At 36.8% G+C, this 18,004-nt stretch carries 15 protein-coding genes; 7 read left to right on the top strand and 8 right to left on the bottom strand.

Annotation, left to right across the window (positions count from 1 at the left end):
* Together C8N46_RS03005 and C8N46_RS03000 are read right to left on the bottom strand one after the other, a co-directional pair.
* Positions 1–1,254: a choice-of-anchor B family protein gene (locus tag C8N46_RS03005; RefSeq protein WP_211314470.1), complete on the bottom strand. Its 1,254-nt coding sequence runs from the start codon at positions 1,252–1,254 to the stop codon at positions 1–3.
* A 31-nt stretch (positions 1,255–1,285) separates the two neighbouring features.
* On the bottom strand, positions 1,286–2,713 hold the full coding sequence (locus C8N46_RS03000) for a choice-of-anchor B family protein (RefSeq protein WP_108113356.1): 1,428 nt from the start codon (positions 2,711–2,713) through the stop codon (positions 1,286–1,288).
* Between the two features lie 89 nt (positions 2,714–2,802).
* Between C8N46_RS03000 and thiL the strand changes: the two genes are divergently transcribed.
* The gene (thiL, locus tag C8N46_RS02995) at positions 2,803–3,849 is read left to right on the top strand and encodes a thiamine-phosphate kinase (protein ID WP_108113355.1); all 1,047 of its coding nucleotides are present in this window, start codon (positions 2,803–2,805) and stop codon (positions 3,847–3,849) included.
* A gap of 314 nt (positions 3,850–4,163) precedes the next feature.
* Here the strand turns inward: thiL and C8N46_RS02990 are convergent, their stop codons facing one another.
* Both C8N46_RS02990 and C8N46_RS02985 read right to left on the bottom strand, forming a co-directional pair.
* Complete coding sequence (locus tag C8N46_RS02990; protein ID WP_108113597.1) at positions 4,164–4,394, bottom strand: hypothetical protein; 231 nt, start codon at positions 4,392–4,394, stop codon at positions 4,164–4,166.
* Positions 4,395–4,640: 246 nt separating this feature from the next.
* Positions 4,641–5,423, bottom strand: a complete 783-nt coding sequence (locus C8N46_RS02985; RefSeq protein ID WP_108113354.1) for an alpha/beta fold hydrolase — start codon at positions 5,421–5,423, stop codon at positions 4,641–4,643.
* Between the two features lie 48 nt (positions 5,424–5,471).
* Between C8N46_RS02985 and C8N46_RS02980 the strand changes: the two genes are divergently transcribed.
* The 6 genes from C8N46_RS02980 (at position 5,472) to C8N46_RS02955 (ending at position 11,490) form a co-directional block, all read left to right on the top strand.
* Positions 5,472–6,032, top strand: coding sequence for a hypothetical protein (locus C8N46_RS02980; protein WP_108113353.1), 561 nt, complete (start codon positions 5,472–5,474; stop codon positions 6,030–6,032).
* Positions 6,033–7,322, top strand: a complete 1,290-nt coding sequence (brnQ, locus tag C8N46_RS02975) for a branched-chain amino acid transport system II carrier protein (protein WP_108113352.1) — start codon at positions 6,033–6,035, stop codon at positions 7,320–7,322.
* Between the two features lie 197 nt (positions 7,323–7,519).
* Positions 7,520–8,752 carry an AbiH family protein gene (locus C8N46_RS02970; protein ID WP_108113351.1) on the top strand — a complete coding sequence of 411 codons (1,233 nt, stop codon included), beginning with the start codon at positions 7,520–7,522 and terminating at the stop codon, positions 8,750–8,752.
* A gap of 207 nt (positions 8,753–8,959) precedes the next feature.
* Complete coding sequence (locus C8N46_RS02965; RefSeq protein ID WP_108113596.1) at positions 8,960–9,805, top strand: helix-turn-helix domain-containing protein; 846 nt, start codon at positions 8,960–8,962, stop codon at positions 9,803–9,805.
* Between the two features lie 644 nt (positions 9,806–10,449).
* On the top strand, positions 10,450–11,007 hold the full coding sequence (locus C8N46_RS02960) for a carboxymuconolactone decarboxylase family protein (protein WP_108113350.1): 558 nt from the start codon (positions 10,450–10,452) through the stop codon (positions 11,005–11,007).
* 84 nt (positions 11,008–11,091) lie between these two features.
* Positions 11,092–11,490: a cupredoxin domain-containing protein gene (locus C8N46_RS02955; protein ID WP_108113349.1), complete on the top strand. Its 399-nt coding sequence runs from the start codon at positions 11,092–11,094 to the stop codon at positions 11,488–11,490.
* A gap of 62 nt (positions 11,491–11,552) precedes the next feature.
* Here C8N46_RS02955 and C8N46_RS02950 read toward each other — a convergent pair whose 3' ends face one another.
* The 4 genes from C8N46_RS02950 to C8N46_RS02935 form a co-directional block, all read right to left on the bottom strand.
* The gene (locus tag C8N46_RS02950) at positions 11,553–12,173 is read right to left on the bottom strand and encodes a hypothetical protein (protein ID WP_108113348.1); all 621 of its coding nucleotides are present in this window, start codon (positions 12,171–12,173) and stop codon (positions 11,553–11,555) included.
* 73 nt (positions 12,174–12,246) lie between these two features.
* Positions 12,247–13,539: an aminopeptidase P family protein gene (locus tag C8N46_RS02945; RefSeq protein ID WP_108113347.1), complete on the bottom strand. Its 1,293-nt coding sequence runs from the start codon at positions 13,537–13,539 to the stop codon at positions 12,247–12,249.
* 134 nt (positions 13,540–13,673) lie between these two features.
* On the bottom strand, positions 13,674–17,135 hold the full coding sequence (locus tag C8N46_RS02940) for a T9SS type A sorting domain-containing protein (protein ID WP_158269066.1): 3,462 nt from the start codon (positions 17,133–17,135) through the stop codon (positions 13,674–13,676).
* 123 nt (positions 17,136–17,258) lie between these two features.
* Entirely contained in the window at positions 17,259–17,843 is a 585-nt protein-coding gene (locus tag C8N46_RS02935; RefSeq protein ID WP_108113345.1) for a Crp/Fnr family transcriptional regulator, read from the bottom strand.
* Positions 17,844–18,004: the final 161 nt, after the last annotated feature.

Below are 18,004 nucleotides of genomic sequence, written 5' to 3'. Positions count from 1 at the left end.
TTATTCGTTGTTTTTTCGGATGATAAATAATCCTGAGTTGATATCACTCACAATAATATTTCCACTTTCAAAATATGGATAGATGTTCCAGGCACCTCTAAAAACAGTATCGTCATTTTCAGGATAGGTGTCAAAAAAACCTTCTTCCTGCATTATACCAGCACCAATATTAGAAATGTCTAAAATGCGAACACCAGCCGTGTAATTTGCCAAGAAAAATGTGTCACCTTTTACATATCCGTTGTGGTCAATTGCTCCAGTTGGACCGTTGTACGAAGCTTGTACACTCGGATTGTCCAAATCTTGCAAATCAAAGATAATACTACGCGAATTGAAACCGAAATTCAATTCATCCAATTCGTCGCCTACAATAAAATAGCGTTGATCTTCGGTAAACCAACCTTGATGTGTGTAGCCAATGTTTCCATAGCCAGTAGTGGATAATTGTACAGGATTGTTTTTGTCTGTAATGTCAATAATGACAACTTCGTTGGTGTTGCTTCCAATTAAAATTTCTTTCCCAATATGTTCTGTATCTGGACCATTATACGTAATGACTTGTGCATCGTGCGAATAGGCATCGTTAGCATAACCGCCAGCCGCTACAGGATTTGTCGGATTTTGAATGTTTACAAAATGAGGTCCGCCACTATAGGAAAACATAGAATCGTCTAAAGTCATGGCGCCGACAGCATAGGCAAATCCACTTTGTTCATTAATGACAACATTATGCGCGCTTCCAAAACCGTTATACCAACCATCGGTAGTAAATATTTGTGGCGGATTGGCAACGTTTCGCAATCGTGTTAAGTCAAACACTTGCATGCCGTGACTTGGCGCTTCACTCACAATAAATGCATGATTGTTATATACTTTTACATCTCTCCAGTTGCTGGCAACGGTTTGCGTAGGTAAGTTTCCTAAATACACAGGATTTGTAGGATTGGTAATGTCTACAAAACTTGTATTTTCATTGGTGGCAATTAAGGCATATTCGCGTCCTGTTTGTGAATCTGTCCAGCCCCAAGAATCCGTTCCTCTTGCAGCACCAAATGTTTCTAGCGGAATGTGCGCCATCAAATCGTATCCATTGCACGGATAGATTCCTGCGAGTCCATTTTCACAAATAGCAGCATCTGGAAAGGCAACAGAATTGGGAACATCCGAAGGTTGTAATGGTAGATTGTCATCATCCGCACAAGCGAAAAAACTCAGTGTAACCATCACGAAAAAGAAGCGTTGTATCTTTTTCATAAGCAATATTTTAGGTGAATTAAGCAAATGCTTAATTTACAATTAATTTCTGAGAAGTGGCATCGTTTATTTTTACAACGTACATTCCCGAAGGAAATTTTGCAACAGGCAATTGAAATAGATTTTTGTCAATATGGCTGAATGCTGCAATTTTTTTGCCCATTATATCGCGCACTTCTACGGTTTGAATCAATGTAGTATCGCCTGAACGAATCATGGTGTGATTGGAAGCAGGGTTTGGATACATTTTAAAATCAAAAGTTGGTGTATCTACAGTTGACAATGTATTGCTATCGCGAACGATGAAAAGTCCTCTGTCGGTATCGCTGATAATGATATTTCCACTCGCAAAATACGGATAGGCTGTCCAAGCTCCAAAAAACGTAGTGTTGTTAGACTCTGGATGTGTGTCAAAATACCCAATTTCAGTTACGTTCATCGGATTGGAAATGTCCATGACGTGCATTCCACTAGTGTAATTTGCTTGATATAATTTGTCACCATGCGTGTAATAGTTATGGTCGATAGCAAATGAATTTCCTAAAAATGAGGTTAGAAATGTCGGATTGTCCAAATCGGCAAAATCAAACACTAAACTACGCGTTTGATACCCAAAATTAATTTCATCCGTTTCATCGCCTAAATAAAAATACCGATGATCATCCGAAAGCCATCCTTGATGTGTATAACCCACATCGGTATAGCTGATTCTTGAAAGTCTGGTGACAGATGATTTGTTGGTAACGTCTAAAATGACAAGTTCATTTTCGTTGCTGGCAATCATAATTTCCTTGCCTTGATGTTGTGTATCTGGTCCGTTGTACGTAACAACTTGCGCATCGTGCGTATAGCCATCTGTAGCATATCCGCCGACAGAAACTGGACTTGTAGGATTGGACAAATCTACAAAATGCGGTCCGCCGCTATACGTATTACAACCTACCAAATACGCAAAACCTGTAGCTTCATTGATGACAATATTGTGACAACTTCCTACATCGTTCAATACCGCATCTGCGGTGAAGGTTTGCGGTGGACTCGTTACATTGCGCAGTCGTGTTAAATCAAACACTTGCATTCCGTGACTGCCCACATTATCGGCAACAATGTACGCGTGGTCGTTATATACTTTTACATCTCTCCAAAAATTCACACCAGCGTTGGTTGGTAAATTCCCCAAATACACTGGATTTACAGGATCAGAAACATCTACAAAACAGGTTTTATCTTCAAAAGTAATTAAGGCATATTCTTTATTTGTGGTGGAATCGGTCCATCCCCAAATATCACTTCCGTCTTCGTTGCTAAAGGTTGATTTTGGTAGGTTTGAAAGCAAGTCATATCCGTTACAAGGAAAAGAACCTGCAAATCCGCCTGAACATGGAACTACTTGCGCAACACTTGTAGAAATACTAAAAAGCGCAATAACAAAGAGTAGGTTTCGTGCAATGCGTGTCATTTTTTTGGCTAATTTTGCGTTTTTATAAGATCGAGGCTAAAAACTGCGGACTAAAATACAATTTTAACTTTTATAAATACTATTACGGCATGTTAAAAGACAAGAACGAACAGCGAACATCATTGGCAAGTTTGGGGGAATTTGGATTGATTGACCATTTGACAGCAAACTTCAAGATTACGCAAAGTTCTACGGTAAAAGGAATTGGTGACGATGCTGCTGTATTGGATTTTGCATCAAAAAAAGTGGTGGTTTCTACCGATTTACTCGTAGAAGGCGTTCATTTTGATTTAAGTTATATGCCGCTAAAACACCTAGGATACAAAGCAGTGATTGTGAATTTGTCTGATATTTATGCGATGAATGCCAAAGCGACACAAATCACAGTTTCTATTGCAGTTTCCAACCGTTTTCCGCTTGAAGCGTTGGAGGAATTGTACGCGGGAATTCAATTGGCTTCTGAGATTTATAAGGTTGATGTTGTTGGTGGCGATACGACGTCGTCCACAAAAGGATTGCTAATTAGCGTTACCGCGATTGGTGAAGTGGAAGAAGAGAAAATCACTTACAGAAATGGCGCAAAGGAAAACGATTTATTAGTTGTTACAGGTGATATTGGCGGCGCGTATTTAGGATTGAAAGTGTTGCAACGAGAAAAATCGGTGTTTGAAGTCAACCCGAACAACCAGCCAGATTTGGACATGTATTCCTATATTATTGAGCGACAATTAAAGCCCGAAGCTCGCAAAGATATTCCGCCATTATTGCACGAATTGGGTGTGAAACCAACGTCTATGATTGACATCAGCGATGGGTTATCTTCCGAAGTTATGCATTTGTGTAAACAATCGAATGTGGGTTGTAATGTGTATGAAGACAAAATTCCGTTAGACCCGCAAGTGATTTCTACCTGTGAAGAATTCAATTTAGACAGTACAACGATTGCATTGAGCGGCGGCGAAGATTATGAATTGTTATTTACTATCAGCCAAGAAGATTATCCAAAAATTAAAGCAAATCCGAACTTAACCATCATCGGACATATAACGCAAGCAAGCGAAGGCATGCATTTGGTAACAAGAGCAAACACCAAAATTGAGTTAAAAGCGCAAGGCTGGAATTCGATGGAAGCGTAGGGTTTTGAAGTTGAAATTGAAGTTGAACTCGAACTTGAACTTGGATTTTTTTATTGTGAATGTTGGGTGTTGAATTTTGAATTAAATCTTCGTTTCATAACTATTCTCTATCTCGACTGCGCTCGATATGACAGAAAATCACTCGAATTAATGGTTTTTATTTAGAATTGAAAATATATTTCGTCAAGCTGAACTTGAATTTGATTTTTTAAAAATCTAACATATCTAAAAAAGTCTAGAAAAGCTTTTTCACACCAGCAGAAACAAGGCTAAAACTCTAACAAGTCTAAAAAATCTAAAATATCTAAGCGAAGTTAAAACGCCGGATTCTTCTTTTTATGAAACGACACTAAGGTTTCATTAATTTCTTTGCGTTGTTGTGTAAGTTGGGTTAATGTTCCTTTATCATCGGTAGTAGCTTCACAGTTGCAAAGCATGCATTGGTATTCATTAACGTGAGAAGTGATTTTCTTAGTAACTCGGTAGCGATGACCGAAGATGTTGCAATAAATTTTTCCGAGGGAAAAAGTAGTTTTAATACTCATATGTTCCATTTCAATAAGTAGGTTAAGTAAGTTTTCTTTTGGTTACCCCTAAGATAAAAATTCAAAACACAAACCCGATGAAGAGTATTATTTTTTAGACGAAATACACAGTTCCTTTCGATAAGTGGTCTAAAAAAATTCTTTTTTCCTACAAATTTCGTAATGTTATATTTTAAAAAAGTAGTTTTTGTAAAGATTCTCAGAAATCACAAATCAACTAAAGGGTTCTAAATGAGCGAGAAACTTTTAATTTTCAATAAATCGTTGTAGCGAAAACAGTAAATCGTCTTTGTTTTCTATGTGACTCATGTGTCCGTCGGGAAAAATATCGACATCTACTTCGGCATTTTTAGTTTGATCCATAAGATTGTCAAAATTGAGCACAGGATCGTGTTTTCCAACAATCATCAACTTTTTATACGGTGAAAAATGTAACAACACTTCGCGGTCTTCTCTAATTTTCATGCCTTCCAAAGCGGCAACAATTCCTTGCAGTGAAGTGGTCAACGCTTCTTTTTTTACTTCTTTTACTTGTTCAGCAAAGATTTTACGGTTTTTTGGTCGAAATAAGTTCGAAATAGAAATTCGAATAAACTGTTTGTGGTTGTGCTTCACGGCTTTAATAGCGCGGTCACGATTCACTTTTCGTTCATCGCTATCCGCTCTCGAAGTCGAATTTACCAAACACAGCCCTTTTACATAATCAGGGTACATTTCGGCGAAAGCCAAGGCTACATATCCGCCCATCGAATGTCCGATGAGGTGTACTTTTCGCAATCGCAATTCTTTAATAACCGCAAAAACCGTCTCCGCCATTTCTTCCATCGTATGAATATATCCCAAACATGGCGTTTTTCCATGACCGAGCAAGTCTATGGTAATAATTTTGTGTGTTTTAGAAAACACATCCACGAACGGCTGCCACATGGTACTCGTTTCTAAAAAACCGTGCAAAAAAACGACCGCATTTCCTTCACCCGAAACCGAGTAGGCAATTTCTATATTTTTATACGTCACAAACTGTTGCATGTCGCAAAAATATGTATCTTTCGTTAGCTATAAAATCATTCGCTACAAATGTTATCGTCAACTTTTCAAAAACTTTCCAACACTACTGAAAAAAAGCTCTTATTTCTTGCAATTGCGTGCTTTTTATTAGCAGGAAGTTGTATGATGCACTTTGACGAACCGTTAAAAAGTGAAGTTTCGCCATTGGGAATTGTTTCGTTGGAATTGGCAAAAACGCTGGAAAACGCTACGCAAATTCTCAATACTTGGAACGCTACAGAAACTGCCATGCAAGCTGCCGAATGGAGTTTATGGTTCGATTATGTATTTATCATCACGTATGTACTTTTATTATGCTTGATGCTACATCGAACACGAAGAATGGTGTGGAAAGAAACCACATCTTTAGCTTATCGAATTGGAACTGTATTGATTACAATGGTGGTTTTTGCAGGTTTGTTAGATATGGTTGAAAATTTTGCGTTGCTACAACTATTTTATGGCGATTTACAGTCACATTGGGTACATCTAGCGTTTGCTACGGCGACTATCAAATTTATCAATATTGTTATCGGAATACTATATGTAATCATCAGTTGGTTGATGGTAGGAATAAAAAAACTCACATAAATGTCAAAAAATAAAGAACTCTTTGTCACGGCTTTTGCCTTATTTTCCATGTTTTTTGGTGCTGGAAACTTATTATTACCACCATTATTAGGGTATCAAGCGGGCGACCAGTGGTTTTGGGTAGTTCTCGGATTTATGATTACGGCGGTAGTGATTCCGATTTTTGGAATATTAGCGCATGCGCGATTGCAAGGTTCGATGTTTGACTTCGGGAAGAAAGTGTCGCCATTATTTAGCACCATATTTTGTATTGTCATTTACGTGATTGCCGTTGCCATTCCGTCACCAAGAACGGCGGCAGCAACGCATGAAATTTCCATATTTCCCAACTTTGGAACCAATGCATTGTTAACAAGCAGTATTTATTTTGCGTTGGTCTTAATCTTTGCGTTGAATCGCTCAAAAATCCTCAACTTTATTGGAAAATTTTTAACACCGTTAATCGTTTCCATATTATTATTAATTATCGGAATCGGATTGTGTATGCCACATGAAGCCGTAGAAGCTTCTAATTTCGATATTCCTTTGTTTAAAGGATTGTTAGAAGGCTATCAAACTTTCGATGCGATTGGCGCAGTAGTGATTGGTGGTGTAATTATCATTTCCTTAAATTTAAAAGGACTCAACTCGTTTGAAGAAAAGAAAACACTCATTGCCAAATCGGGTTGGATTGCAGGTTTGGGATTGTTCATCATGTATGCAGGATTGATACTGCTCGGTTCGTATTTCAGTAGTGAAATAGACATTGACATGAACGCTAGTAACGACATGAAACGTGCCACCTTGCTTCGCGGCATCAGTTTGGCGACTTTAGGAAACATCGGAACCGCTTTTTTAAGTGTATTAGTCGCGCTGGCGTGTTTTACGACTGCTGTCGGAATCATTACAGGAACGGCAGATTATTTTAAAGAACTCTTTCACAATTCGCAAAAAGCCTATGTTAGTACCGCAATTTTGGCAAGTATATTGGGCGTTCTAGTCGGACAATTAGATTTTCATTACATCGTTGTCATTGCCATTCCAGTATTGAGTTTCGTATATCCCATTACCATTGTATTGATTTTCTTAAATATAATACCACAAAAAATAGCAACACCTTTGTTGTTTAGAGCGGTGGTGGCAATTACCTTTGTCTTCGGATTGTTTGATGCGATTTTTTACTTTTACCCAGATAGTATTTTTTTAAAGAATTTTAGAGAAGTCATTCCTTTAGGAATCTACGATTTCGGTTGGGTATTACCTGCATTGGTGACGTTTTTAGTATTGGGATTGATGCCGAAGAAAGCATAATTCATCATGATGAACTTGATGCAGCATCATATCAAACTGACATAAGAATCTAGACCGCTTTGCTTTTAGAATCTAGACTTTTGGACTCAGATACTTTTCAAAGTAAAAATCTTACAATTTTTTGTATTTTCGGTTGTCATATAAAGTGCAGTAGAGATATTTTTAAAACTCGCTTTTGAAATAAACCAAAAACTCTCATGAACAAACTCATCATCGCTGGAAACGGATTCGATTTAGCACACGGATTGCCAACATCGTACAATCATTTTATGGATGCTTTTTGGCGGGATTTGAAGTATAGTACTGAAGATCAGTTAATCCAGAAACTTATACACTTGGAATCTGATTACGGAGAATTTTTAAGTGAAAAAAGCATATTAAATTTTAAGAGTTTTAAAGAAGCTTTAAAGAAATATATTCATAATAATGAAAGATATTTTCATGGAATTTCAATTAAAAATTACACAATTTGTATAGCAAACAACAAACCTCCATATGATATTATAAGTATTCAAATTTTTAAATTTAAAAACGATTTTTTTAGAGAATTAAACGAAACACAATCTATCCAAAATTGGGTGGATGTAGAGAATGAATATTATCAGTCATTAAAAAATATCTGTAAAAATGGGGTATTAAAAGCTCGTCAAAAAAGAGCAAATATTGTAAAACTCCATCAAGAATTTGAGCAAGTCAAAAAATTATTTATTAGATATTTAAAAAAGAATGTAATTGATGAATATAAAATAGAAAGTGATTACCATGATGGTAAGCTTTTAGAGATATTTCAACACTATTCAAGATATGACAGTAAGCTTAAAATTTCAAAAGAATTTTCTGATGTTAATGATTTTCATCAGGTTAATGAAATGGTTATGGGTTCAAATGAATTTCTTATGAGATCTCTAATAGTTACTTATGTTTTAAACTTTAATTACACAAATACATTTGAAAAATATAAGAAGTTGATGAAGAAGAATAACATTATTCTACATGTTAATCACATTCATGGCGAATTAAATAACAACCTTGTCTTCGGCTTCGGAGACGAAATGGACGAAGATTATAAGTTAATTGAAGACATGGACGACAATGAGTATTTACGCTATTTTAAATCGTTTCAGTATTCTCAAAACTCCAATTATAAAGATGTACTGCGTTATATTGATTCTGAAAAATTTCAAGTCATTATCATGGGACATTCTTGTGGATTGTCGGATAGAGTGTTGCTAAACACTATTTTTGAACATGACAATTGTCGTTCAATCAAAGTATTTTATCATCAAAAAGAAGATGGAACGGATAATTACACCGAAACCATTCAAAATATTTCTAGACATTTTAAGGATAAACAATTAATGCGTACAAAAATCGTTGAGAAAACCTTGTGTGAACCGATGCCACAATTGCAGTTGCCGAAAAAGAAATAGTTTAGTTCCGAAATGGATTCCTGCCTTTGCAGGAATGACAAAAAGGCTTTTAAAAAAAGTCAACTACTTCAAGGCAAGTCCATAGCATTCAATAGAAACTATTAAAACATTTCGACGCAAGCGTCGGAGCATTATAAATCTCGATTATCGAGTAAATAATTGCTATCTATTACGACCAAACTTCCAATCATCAAAAAAAACAATAGAATGGCAGTACAAGATATTACTACTTATAGTTATCAAAATACATTTTCGTTAAGCGTAGTACAGTTTGAAAAAGCTTGTGTAGTAAATCAGCCCGAACAAGTAGATGCGTACACGATTTATTGGATTAAAGAAGGAAAAGGAACCTATTTTATCGATTTTGAAGAATACACGTTTGATGGGACTATCATCTTCTTTTTGTCGCCCGGACAAGTGTTTACAGTAAGTTCAGAAGCAATTAAAGAAGCGTATAAGCTGTCGTTTCAACGCGATTTTTACTGCATTCAAACACACGACCAAGAAATTTCGTGTAATGGTGTGTTGTTTAACAATCTATACGATTCTCCGTATGTGATTCCGAAATCAAAAGATGTGCAACGCTTGCAATTTTTGTTGGCAGATTTGAGGGAAGAATTCAATCATGAAAACTCTGGACAATACGATATGTTGCAAAGTTATTTAAAGCAATTCATCATACATTCGGTGCGTTTAAAGAAAGATGATTTTGTCGTAAAATCAGCAACAGAAACCCAACTCTATAAAGATTTTAGCGTATTGGTAGAGCAGAATTTTAGAAAAATGCATTCGGTTTCCGCGTATGCTGCGCGATTGGGAATTTCTCCAAAATCCATTAGCAAACATTTTCAAAAACTCGGAACCATCACGCCAAGCGACTTCATTAAAAACCGAATCATCTTAGAAGCCAAACGACAATTGTTATACTCGGAGCAATCTGTCAAAGAAATTGCCTTCGATTTAGGCTTTAACGATCCAGCATATTTCACACGTTTCTTCACCAAAGCCATGCAAAAATCGCCACTTTCGTTTAAGGCAGAATTTGGAAAATAGCATCGCTTCGCTCAATTCAAGATTTTGTTCTAGAATGTAAGAAGCGCTGTTGCTGTTAGAGTTTTAGACTGCTGTCGCTTTTTAGAATGTTAGAAGTTTGTTTTTTATAAAAAGTTTAGTTTAAAACAATCCAAAGCTCAGAAATCAATATTTAAAACTTCAAAGTACTTCTCGATTCAAATTTGCTTCATTTCGACAAGCTCAATGAGCCGCAAATTCATCGAACTGACGTTTGAAAATTCAAAGAAAGTAAAGCGCGTCTAAAATCTAGGAGCAAAGCGGTCTAGACTCTAAAAGCGACAGCATTCTAAAGCTAAAGCGTATCTAAAACATCTAAAAATCTAATAAATCTACAAAAGTCCAATCCTTAGGAACCTTTGTCCATTTTTCCAGCCATCTTTCCGCCGCATCTTTGTACTGTTCAAAATAAGTAATACAAAAAACAATTTTATGAAACATTCAAAAGAAACTACTTGCCCAAATTGTTGGGGCTATCAAGAATACAATGAACAACTTACCGAGAGTCAATTCTGCGGAAGCGAACTAAGTACATAAATTAAACAGAAGTATAACAAATTAAAGATTCCTGTCTTCGCAGGAATGACACGAAAAACAAAAAACAAAGAACGAAAAACAAAAAAATTATGAGTACACGAATTGAAACCTTACACCCAGAAACAACGACAGGCGAAGCAAAAGAATTATTCAACGCCGTACAAAAGAAATTAGGATTTATTCCAAACCTGATTAAAGTATTTGGAAACTCTCCAGCCACGTTAAAATCCTATTTAAGCTTAGGCGAATTAACTGCTAGTGGAAATTTCAACAACAAATTTAGAGAGCAATTAGCCTTAGCGATTGCAGAAGAAAATAACTGTGATTACTGTTTGTCAGCACACACTGCGATTGGAAAAATGAACGGTTTGACAGAAGCGCAAACGGAAGCGAGCAGACAAGGCTTGGCAAACGACGCTAAAACTCAAGCAGGATTGCAATTTGCACAAAGCGTTACCAAAAATAGAGGAAACGTAACAAGCGAAGAAATCAACGCGGTAAAAGCTGCGGGTTATAACGACGGTGATATTTTAGAAATTGTATTAAATGTCGTATCGAACACCTTAACCAACTACGCAAACCACATTGCAGAAACGGAAATTGACTTTCCAGTAGTGGCGACAGGAAAATTCGCGGTAACGCAATAACATCACGTGCGCACATGAAGCGAAGTTGACATGTGCGCTTACACTTTATATACACACTTACACAAACATTTAAAACACAAAACAATGAAAAAAATTATTGCAATTTTAGTGCTCTTTGTTGGATTTTCCATTACGGCACAAGCGCAACACAACACGATGAAGAAAGAAACGATGATGAAAAATGACGTCAAAACGGTTTCTTTAGAGCAAACCAAAGGAGAATTCACGCAAAAATCGTTAACGCTTTCAGAAGGAACCTACATTTTCGAAATTGCCAATGCCAACGTTGGACACGATGTCGGATTTGTATTAGCACCCAAAGGAAAAACAGACGCAGCACATCATATCAAAAGCGCATATGTAACGGAAGTTGTTAAAAATAACACGACAGGACATTCCAACAAAGTGAAGTTAGCCAAAGGCGAATATGTATATTTTTGTCCGCTCAACCCAACACCCCAATATACTTTACTAGTAAAATAGGGATTAATTGTTTTTTTTCATGATTACCAATAGAAAAGCACGCTTATTCGGCGTGCTTTTATTTAAAATCGATTGTGTTTTTTTAAAATTTCATCATTAAAAACAATCATTGTCCAAATAGGATCAAAATTTAGATTTTCAATTTCAGGTAAAAGTTCAGGATCAGGTTCTTCGATAGCTATAATGCGAACCGATTCATTTTTAAAATTTAAAATAACGTCTGAAACAAAAGATATATCATCAATTTTTTTCGTCACGAATTGTATATCTTCAATTTTTTGACCAATAAATTTTTTCCATGCACTAGAGTTTGTTTCATCACTCCATATAGAGCGAGAACTGGAAGTATATTGATCTATCTGCTTTAAAAAAGTAATTCCATTATTTTCTCTTTCTTCAATTGCAATTCGAGCATCATCATAGTACAAATGATAACTATATCCACTTGTAGGGTCATCTTCTAACCAAACCCAGCTAATCCATTGATTTTTGGAAAGTTGAATCAAAACAGCTTCATCACACAAATGAAAGCCTTCATATGTATATGAATTGTCTGAATAATTAGCTAAGACGTAAAATACCTTTTCTATAGTTTGACCAACAATTTCTTTTTTTTTCCTTTCTACGGTTAATGTAGTTTCTTGATGAATTGAAATTGCAGTTTCAAAATCTGTTATAGCCATAATTATACTCTAAAATTTACAGTAATTCTTCGGGAGGAATCCAAAACCCAAAACCCAAAACCTAACACCTAAACTACCCATTCATCAACTCCTCAATTTCATCTGCTTCAATTGGAATATTGCGCATCAGGTTAAATGGTTCGCCCGTTTCTTGAATCACAACGTCATCTTCTAGTCGAATTCCAAAACCTTCATCTGGCAAGTAAATTCCAGGTTCTACGGTGAACACCATATTTGCGGTCATTGGTTCTGTTAAAATTCCGTAATCGTGCGTGTCGAGTCCAATATGATGTGATGTTCCATGCATAAAATACTTTTTGTACGCTGGCCAATCTGGATCTTCGTTTTGCACATCGGCTTTGTCCAACAAACCTAAACCTAGCAATTCGGAGGTCATTAACTTTCCAACTTCTACGTGATATTCTCCCCAAAGTGTTCCTGGAACCAACATTTTTGTTGCTTCATTTTTTACACGATTTACCGCATTGTACACCGCTTTTTGTCGCTCTGTAAATCGCCCAGAAACTGGAATGGTACGTGTCATATCGCTTGCATAATTGGCGTATTCGGCGCCAACGTCCATTAAAATCAATTCGCCAGCCTTGCATTGTTGATTGTTCTCAATATAATGCAACACATTCGCGTTATTTCCAGAAGCAATAATTGGCGTATAGGCGAACTTCTTAGAGCGATTTCGTAAAAACTCGTGCATATATTCGGCTTCAATTTCGTATTCCCAAACGCCAGGTTTTACAAAATTGAGCACTCTGCGGAAGCCTTTTTCGGTAATATCACAGGCTTTTTGCATCAAATCAAGCTCTATTGAGTCTTTCACAGAACGCAAGCGCTGTAAAATCGGATTGCTTTTCGCCACACTATGTGCAGGATACTTATCTTTCAACCATTTTGTAAAACGGTCTTCGCGTGTTTCTGTTTCTACATTGGCGCGGTAATGTTCGTTGGTGTTGATGTACACCGTATCGCATTGCGTCATGATTTCGAACATGATTTTTTCCAAATCTTGCAACCAATACACAGTTTTAATTCCTGAAGTCGCCAATGCTGCTTCTTTCGTTAACTTTTCACCTTCCCAAACCGCAATATGCTCGTTGGTTTCCTTTAAAAATAAAATCTCACGATGTTTCTCTTTCGGCGCATCGGGAAACAATACCAAAATACTTTCTTCTTGATCCACACCACTTAAATAGAAAATATCGCGATGTTGCTCAAACGGCATGGTACTATCTGCGCTAATCGGATAAATATCGTTCGAGTTAAACACTGCCAGACTACTTGGTTTCATCTGTAACATAAAGTTTTTACGATTCTGTATAAATAAGTTGCGATCTATAGGATGATATTTCATTATGTGATTTTTTAATGGATTTCTTCAAAAATAATCAATCCCAAAAGGAAAATAGTAGCCAAATGGCGGAATTTTATAATGTAACAATGTACTAATGTGTCAATGTAGCGATGGACTCATATATGAATCTAGCTTTAATACACCATCAACTTTCCTTTTTTAATTTTATCTTCAGCGCGAATATTATATAAGTAAACGCCTGCACTTAAATTCCATTGTTGTGTTGGAATTGCCTTATTGGTTTGTGTAAAAATCGTCCCAATCAATTTTCCTTGAATGTTGTATAAAGAAAATTTGATGTCTTCGTTTTTAGTACTTTTTACAAAGACAACTTCGTTACTTTTCACAGGGTTTGGATAAAAGCTAATAGCTTCTGAAGTGACTTCGTTAACGCTTAAAACGCTTCCTAAATTGATATTGTCAACATACAAGGCTTGTCCATACCCATTTACATTTCTAAATTTTACCTGAACGTTTTCATTGCCTATATAACTTGACAAATCTACAGATTCCTGTCGCCATTGTGCTGCTGTAGGTAAAAAAAGCGTGGTTGTATCAGGTGCCGTTGCAAGTGTGTCTCCAAATTTGCTGTACACAGAAGTCCAAGTAACACCACAATCAGTAGAAACATACACTTCCAATCCATCAGAATACGCTGCGGAATACTCTGCGTATGCCACATCAAAGGTCAGCGTTGCATCGCTCATATTCGTATTGGTCATATTTAGAGGCGCAATAATGTCGCAATAGGTTCCTTGTTGCGCAATGACAAAGTTGTTTACCATCATAGAATTGGTACTCAATCCAAAACCGCCGACAGTATTTTCATAGGTCCATGCATAATTTCCTGTAGATTCTTGTCGCCAGCCATCAGGAATAAAAGCTACTTCAAAATCTTCTTCCAAGTTGGTATTGCTTAAAGCTTCCACAGAAATAGTGATGGAATCGGTTGAAGAAATTCCTGCATCATTCGTCACAGTCAACGTTACTAAATGTGTTCCCGTTGTGTTAAAAGTTACTTGCGGATTTCGTAAAGATGAGGTGGCAATATTCGCATTTTCAAATGTCCACGCCCAAGTTGCATTGGTATGATTTAGCATGGAATAATCGTCAAAGTAAAAAACATCTCCAGCACAATTCGCACTCAGCTTATCTACCATGATTTTTGCCAAAGGTTTAGATGGCGCTTCAAACAAAGGACTTTCCCAAATACCTTTTCCATAACTCGCTAAGCGAATTTTTCCATCTCTATAAAAAGGGCGCAAGTCATTAGCGCCGATGGTTGTTGGTAAATTAGCATTATCTAACGTCCAAGAAGACATCGCATTATTTTTATAAAAAACAGACATTCCAGTAGCAACGTACACGCCGCCATTAGTTCCGCCAATGGTTGTAATTACTTGAATATTATGACCGTTCAATTCGCTTGAAGTTTCATTATTCCATGTAGCGCCGCCATCAGTACTCTTGAATACTTTATTGCCGTTTGAACCTCTTGGATAGGCTAACCAAATCGTTTGATCGTTTTCAGGGTCTAAACTAATTAGTGCTAAACTTCCGTTACCACTTGGTAGCGTAATTGTGTTTGTAGTTGCCCAAGCATCCGTAGTTTTTACGAGATACGAATTCCCAGAATTCGGTCGTACTACAATATACATGGTATCCGTATTGGTTCGTGAAATTTCGATGCCCAATACAGTTGAATTTGCGGGCGCGGTATAAATTGCGTTGAAGGTAGCTCCTGCGTCTTCACTCTTAAACAACTGATTGTCATCTCCTGTATATACATAATTATAGCAACTAGGATGAAACTCCATTTCGGATGATTGTGCATACCAAGGCGATTCCGTAGGTGCAATTCCCAACGAAGCATTCAACACAGCTCCGCTAATAGTTGTTGGAATAAATCTACTTCCGATATTGGTAGAATAGATTTGTTCAGTTCCTGGATTTACATAGCCAGAAGCAGGTTCGCCGCCGCCTAAATCGAGAAAAGTTCCAAAAGGAAATCCTTCCGAATACACATCTACGCCATTGTGAAAAGTTCCACCAACTAACAAATCGCGATTCCAACCTGAGCCGAATCCCCAAAAATCTGTTCCGTGTACGCCATTCATTTTAAACTCTGGTTGTGTAGCAAATAAATCATTCGATTTGAAAATTCCGCCGTCTGTTGTTGCCCAATATTCGTTGCCAAATGCTTGGAATTCTTGCATGTCTACGTGCATTGGGTTGTACGAACCGCATCCATAATTGTAAATACACGTAAATGTTTGCCCGCCATCATCAGATCGCCACATACCAATTCCGCCCACAAGTAGTTGATTGGCATCTGAGTTGGAAGCCATGGCAGCGCAATTGTAAAATCCTTGGTTGAATCCGTTAGTAGAAGTATCAGAATTCAACAAGTTTGGATGCGTTGCGGTGTACGGCGCGCCATCATATCCCATTGTATTTATCCATGAAACGCCTGCATCATCACTGCGATATACACCAATAAAACCATTATCGCCAGCTTTAGAATCACCAATTAAAAAGGCATAAATTCTATTTGGGTTGGCGTCACTAACGGCTAGTTTTGCTCCAACAACACTTCTATTCGGATCCGTAGAATTATACCAACCTGTGCCTTGAGCTAGCCATACAAATCCACCATCAGTCGATTTTAAAAATTGATGTGTATTGGTTGCTGTATTACGTCGTACAGCATATAAGATATTCGGGTTTCCAGGTTGTGCTTTTAAGTCGTACGTTTCGTTTACTACAACACGCACCCATGAATTTCCGCCGTCAGTTGTTCGGTGTACACCTGCTTTTCCAGCAAGTAGTACAATATTTGGATTTGATGGATTGATAAAAATTGCAGCAGGGTTTTCAATATAACCAAACAGAGGAATATTACTATCAAAAACGACCGACCATGAAGTTCCACCATTTGTTGTTTTAAATAGCTCGCTTCCCGAACCTGCATATACAATGTCAGGATTTGTTGGGTGTACAGCAATTGCACGAACTCCAGCATTCGCAATTACAGCTTGTGGAGCCAAAGTTGTGACCAGTGTTTTAGAAGCATTTGTCCAAGTATTGCCACCATTTGTGGTTTTATATATTTCTCCTGATTCTGTTCCGCAATACAGTACTGTTGGAACAGCCGAACATTGACTGATGCTATAAATATTGGTTTGCGCTCCACTTAAAACCGTTCCACCTTCACGATAACTTTCAAAAGGGCCCATTACGGACCAATTGCCCGATTCGAGCACAGCATTTTGAGCGTTTTGTAAACTTCTGGCAGCTTGTGCTGCTTCTAATTTTTTATGGTGATCATAAAAACCTTCGTTGTTTAAAAAAGGATTGATTGCGCGTCGCCATCTTTTATAATATTGTGTGTGATATGATTTAACGTACGCATGTGTTTCGTAATACTTTCTATATAAATAATCTACCGTATTTGCATTCGGATTGTCACTGTACATCAGTTTTGCCCATTCTGGCGCGTCTTTGTACAATTGGTTTGAAATGTTTGGTTGTGGAGATTGTTGCGAATGTCCAACGATTGCCGTAAGCAATACGAAAAAGAGTAGTAATTTTTTCATAGCGCACATTGTGTGTAAATAGTCAATAAAATCGAGGCAAAAGTTGAGATTCGGTTGTGTATTTTCGAATCATTCGTAAATATATAGAATTACAACATTTCCAACCTAATGAATGTCAAATTATTATTTAACCGATTTCCGAATCCGACTCATGTGTCGCGATGAAATTCCTAAAAAAGATGCCAAATAATGCAATGGTACTTCTTTTAACAATTTAGGTTCGTTGGCGAGTAATTTTTTATAGCGTTCTTCGGGCGTTAACGTGAGCAAATCGATGCGGTAATCGTCAATTCGGTAGATTTGATGCTCAATTAAATTGTAATAAAATTGATGAAAAGCAGGATTGTTTTGTAGTAGTTTTTGAAACTTTGGCAAATCAATCACAAACAAATCACACTCACTAATGGCTTTAATATTTTTGCGTGATGGAATTTGGTGTGTAAAACTTTTTAATGCCGCTGTGGCGGAATTTTTCAATGCGAGATACGTTGTTTTCTCTTCACCTTCAATCGTAATATGATGCTGTAAAATACCGCTTTCTATAAAACAGAAATACGGACAAATGTTTCCTTCTTCCACCAAAAACATATTTTTCTTCAGCAGCAAATGCTGAAAGGCTTCCACAATCGTGGGAATTTGGTCGTGCAAAGAATTATTGGTGATAAATCTTTGTATATACGCTTCTAAATTTTTGGTGTTCACATTCATAAAAGCTCATAAAACAAGAAACTAAAAATACACTTTTAATTTTTTACTCGATAATCGAAATTAAAAATACTCGTAATGCTTACGTCGACTGAAAGATTCAAAATGGAAAGTTATAAACATTGAAAAATTGACAACTCTTGTTAAAAAAAGCCTTAAAATTT

The sequence above is a fragment of the Kordia periserrulae genome (genome assembly GCF_003054265.1).
Classification (GTDB): domain Bacteria; phylum Bacteroidota; class Bacteroidia; order Flavobacteriales; family Flavobacteriaceae; genus Kordia; species Kordia periserrulae.
This window is presented reverse-complemented; position numbering and strand designations above follow the sequence as displayed.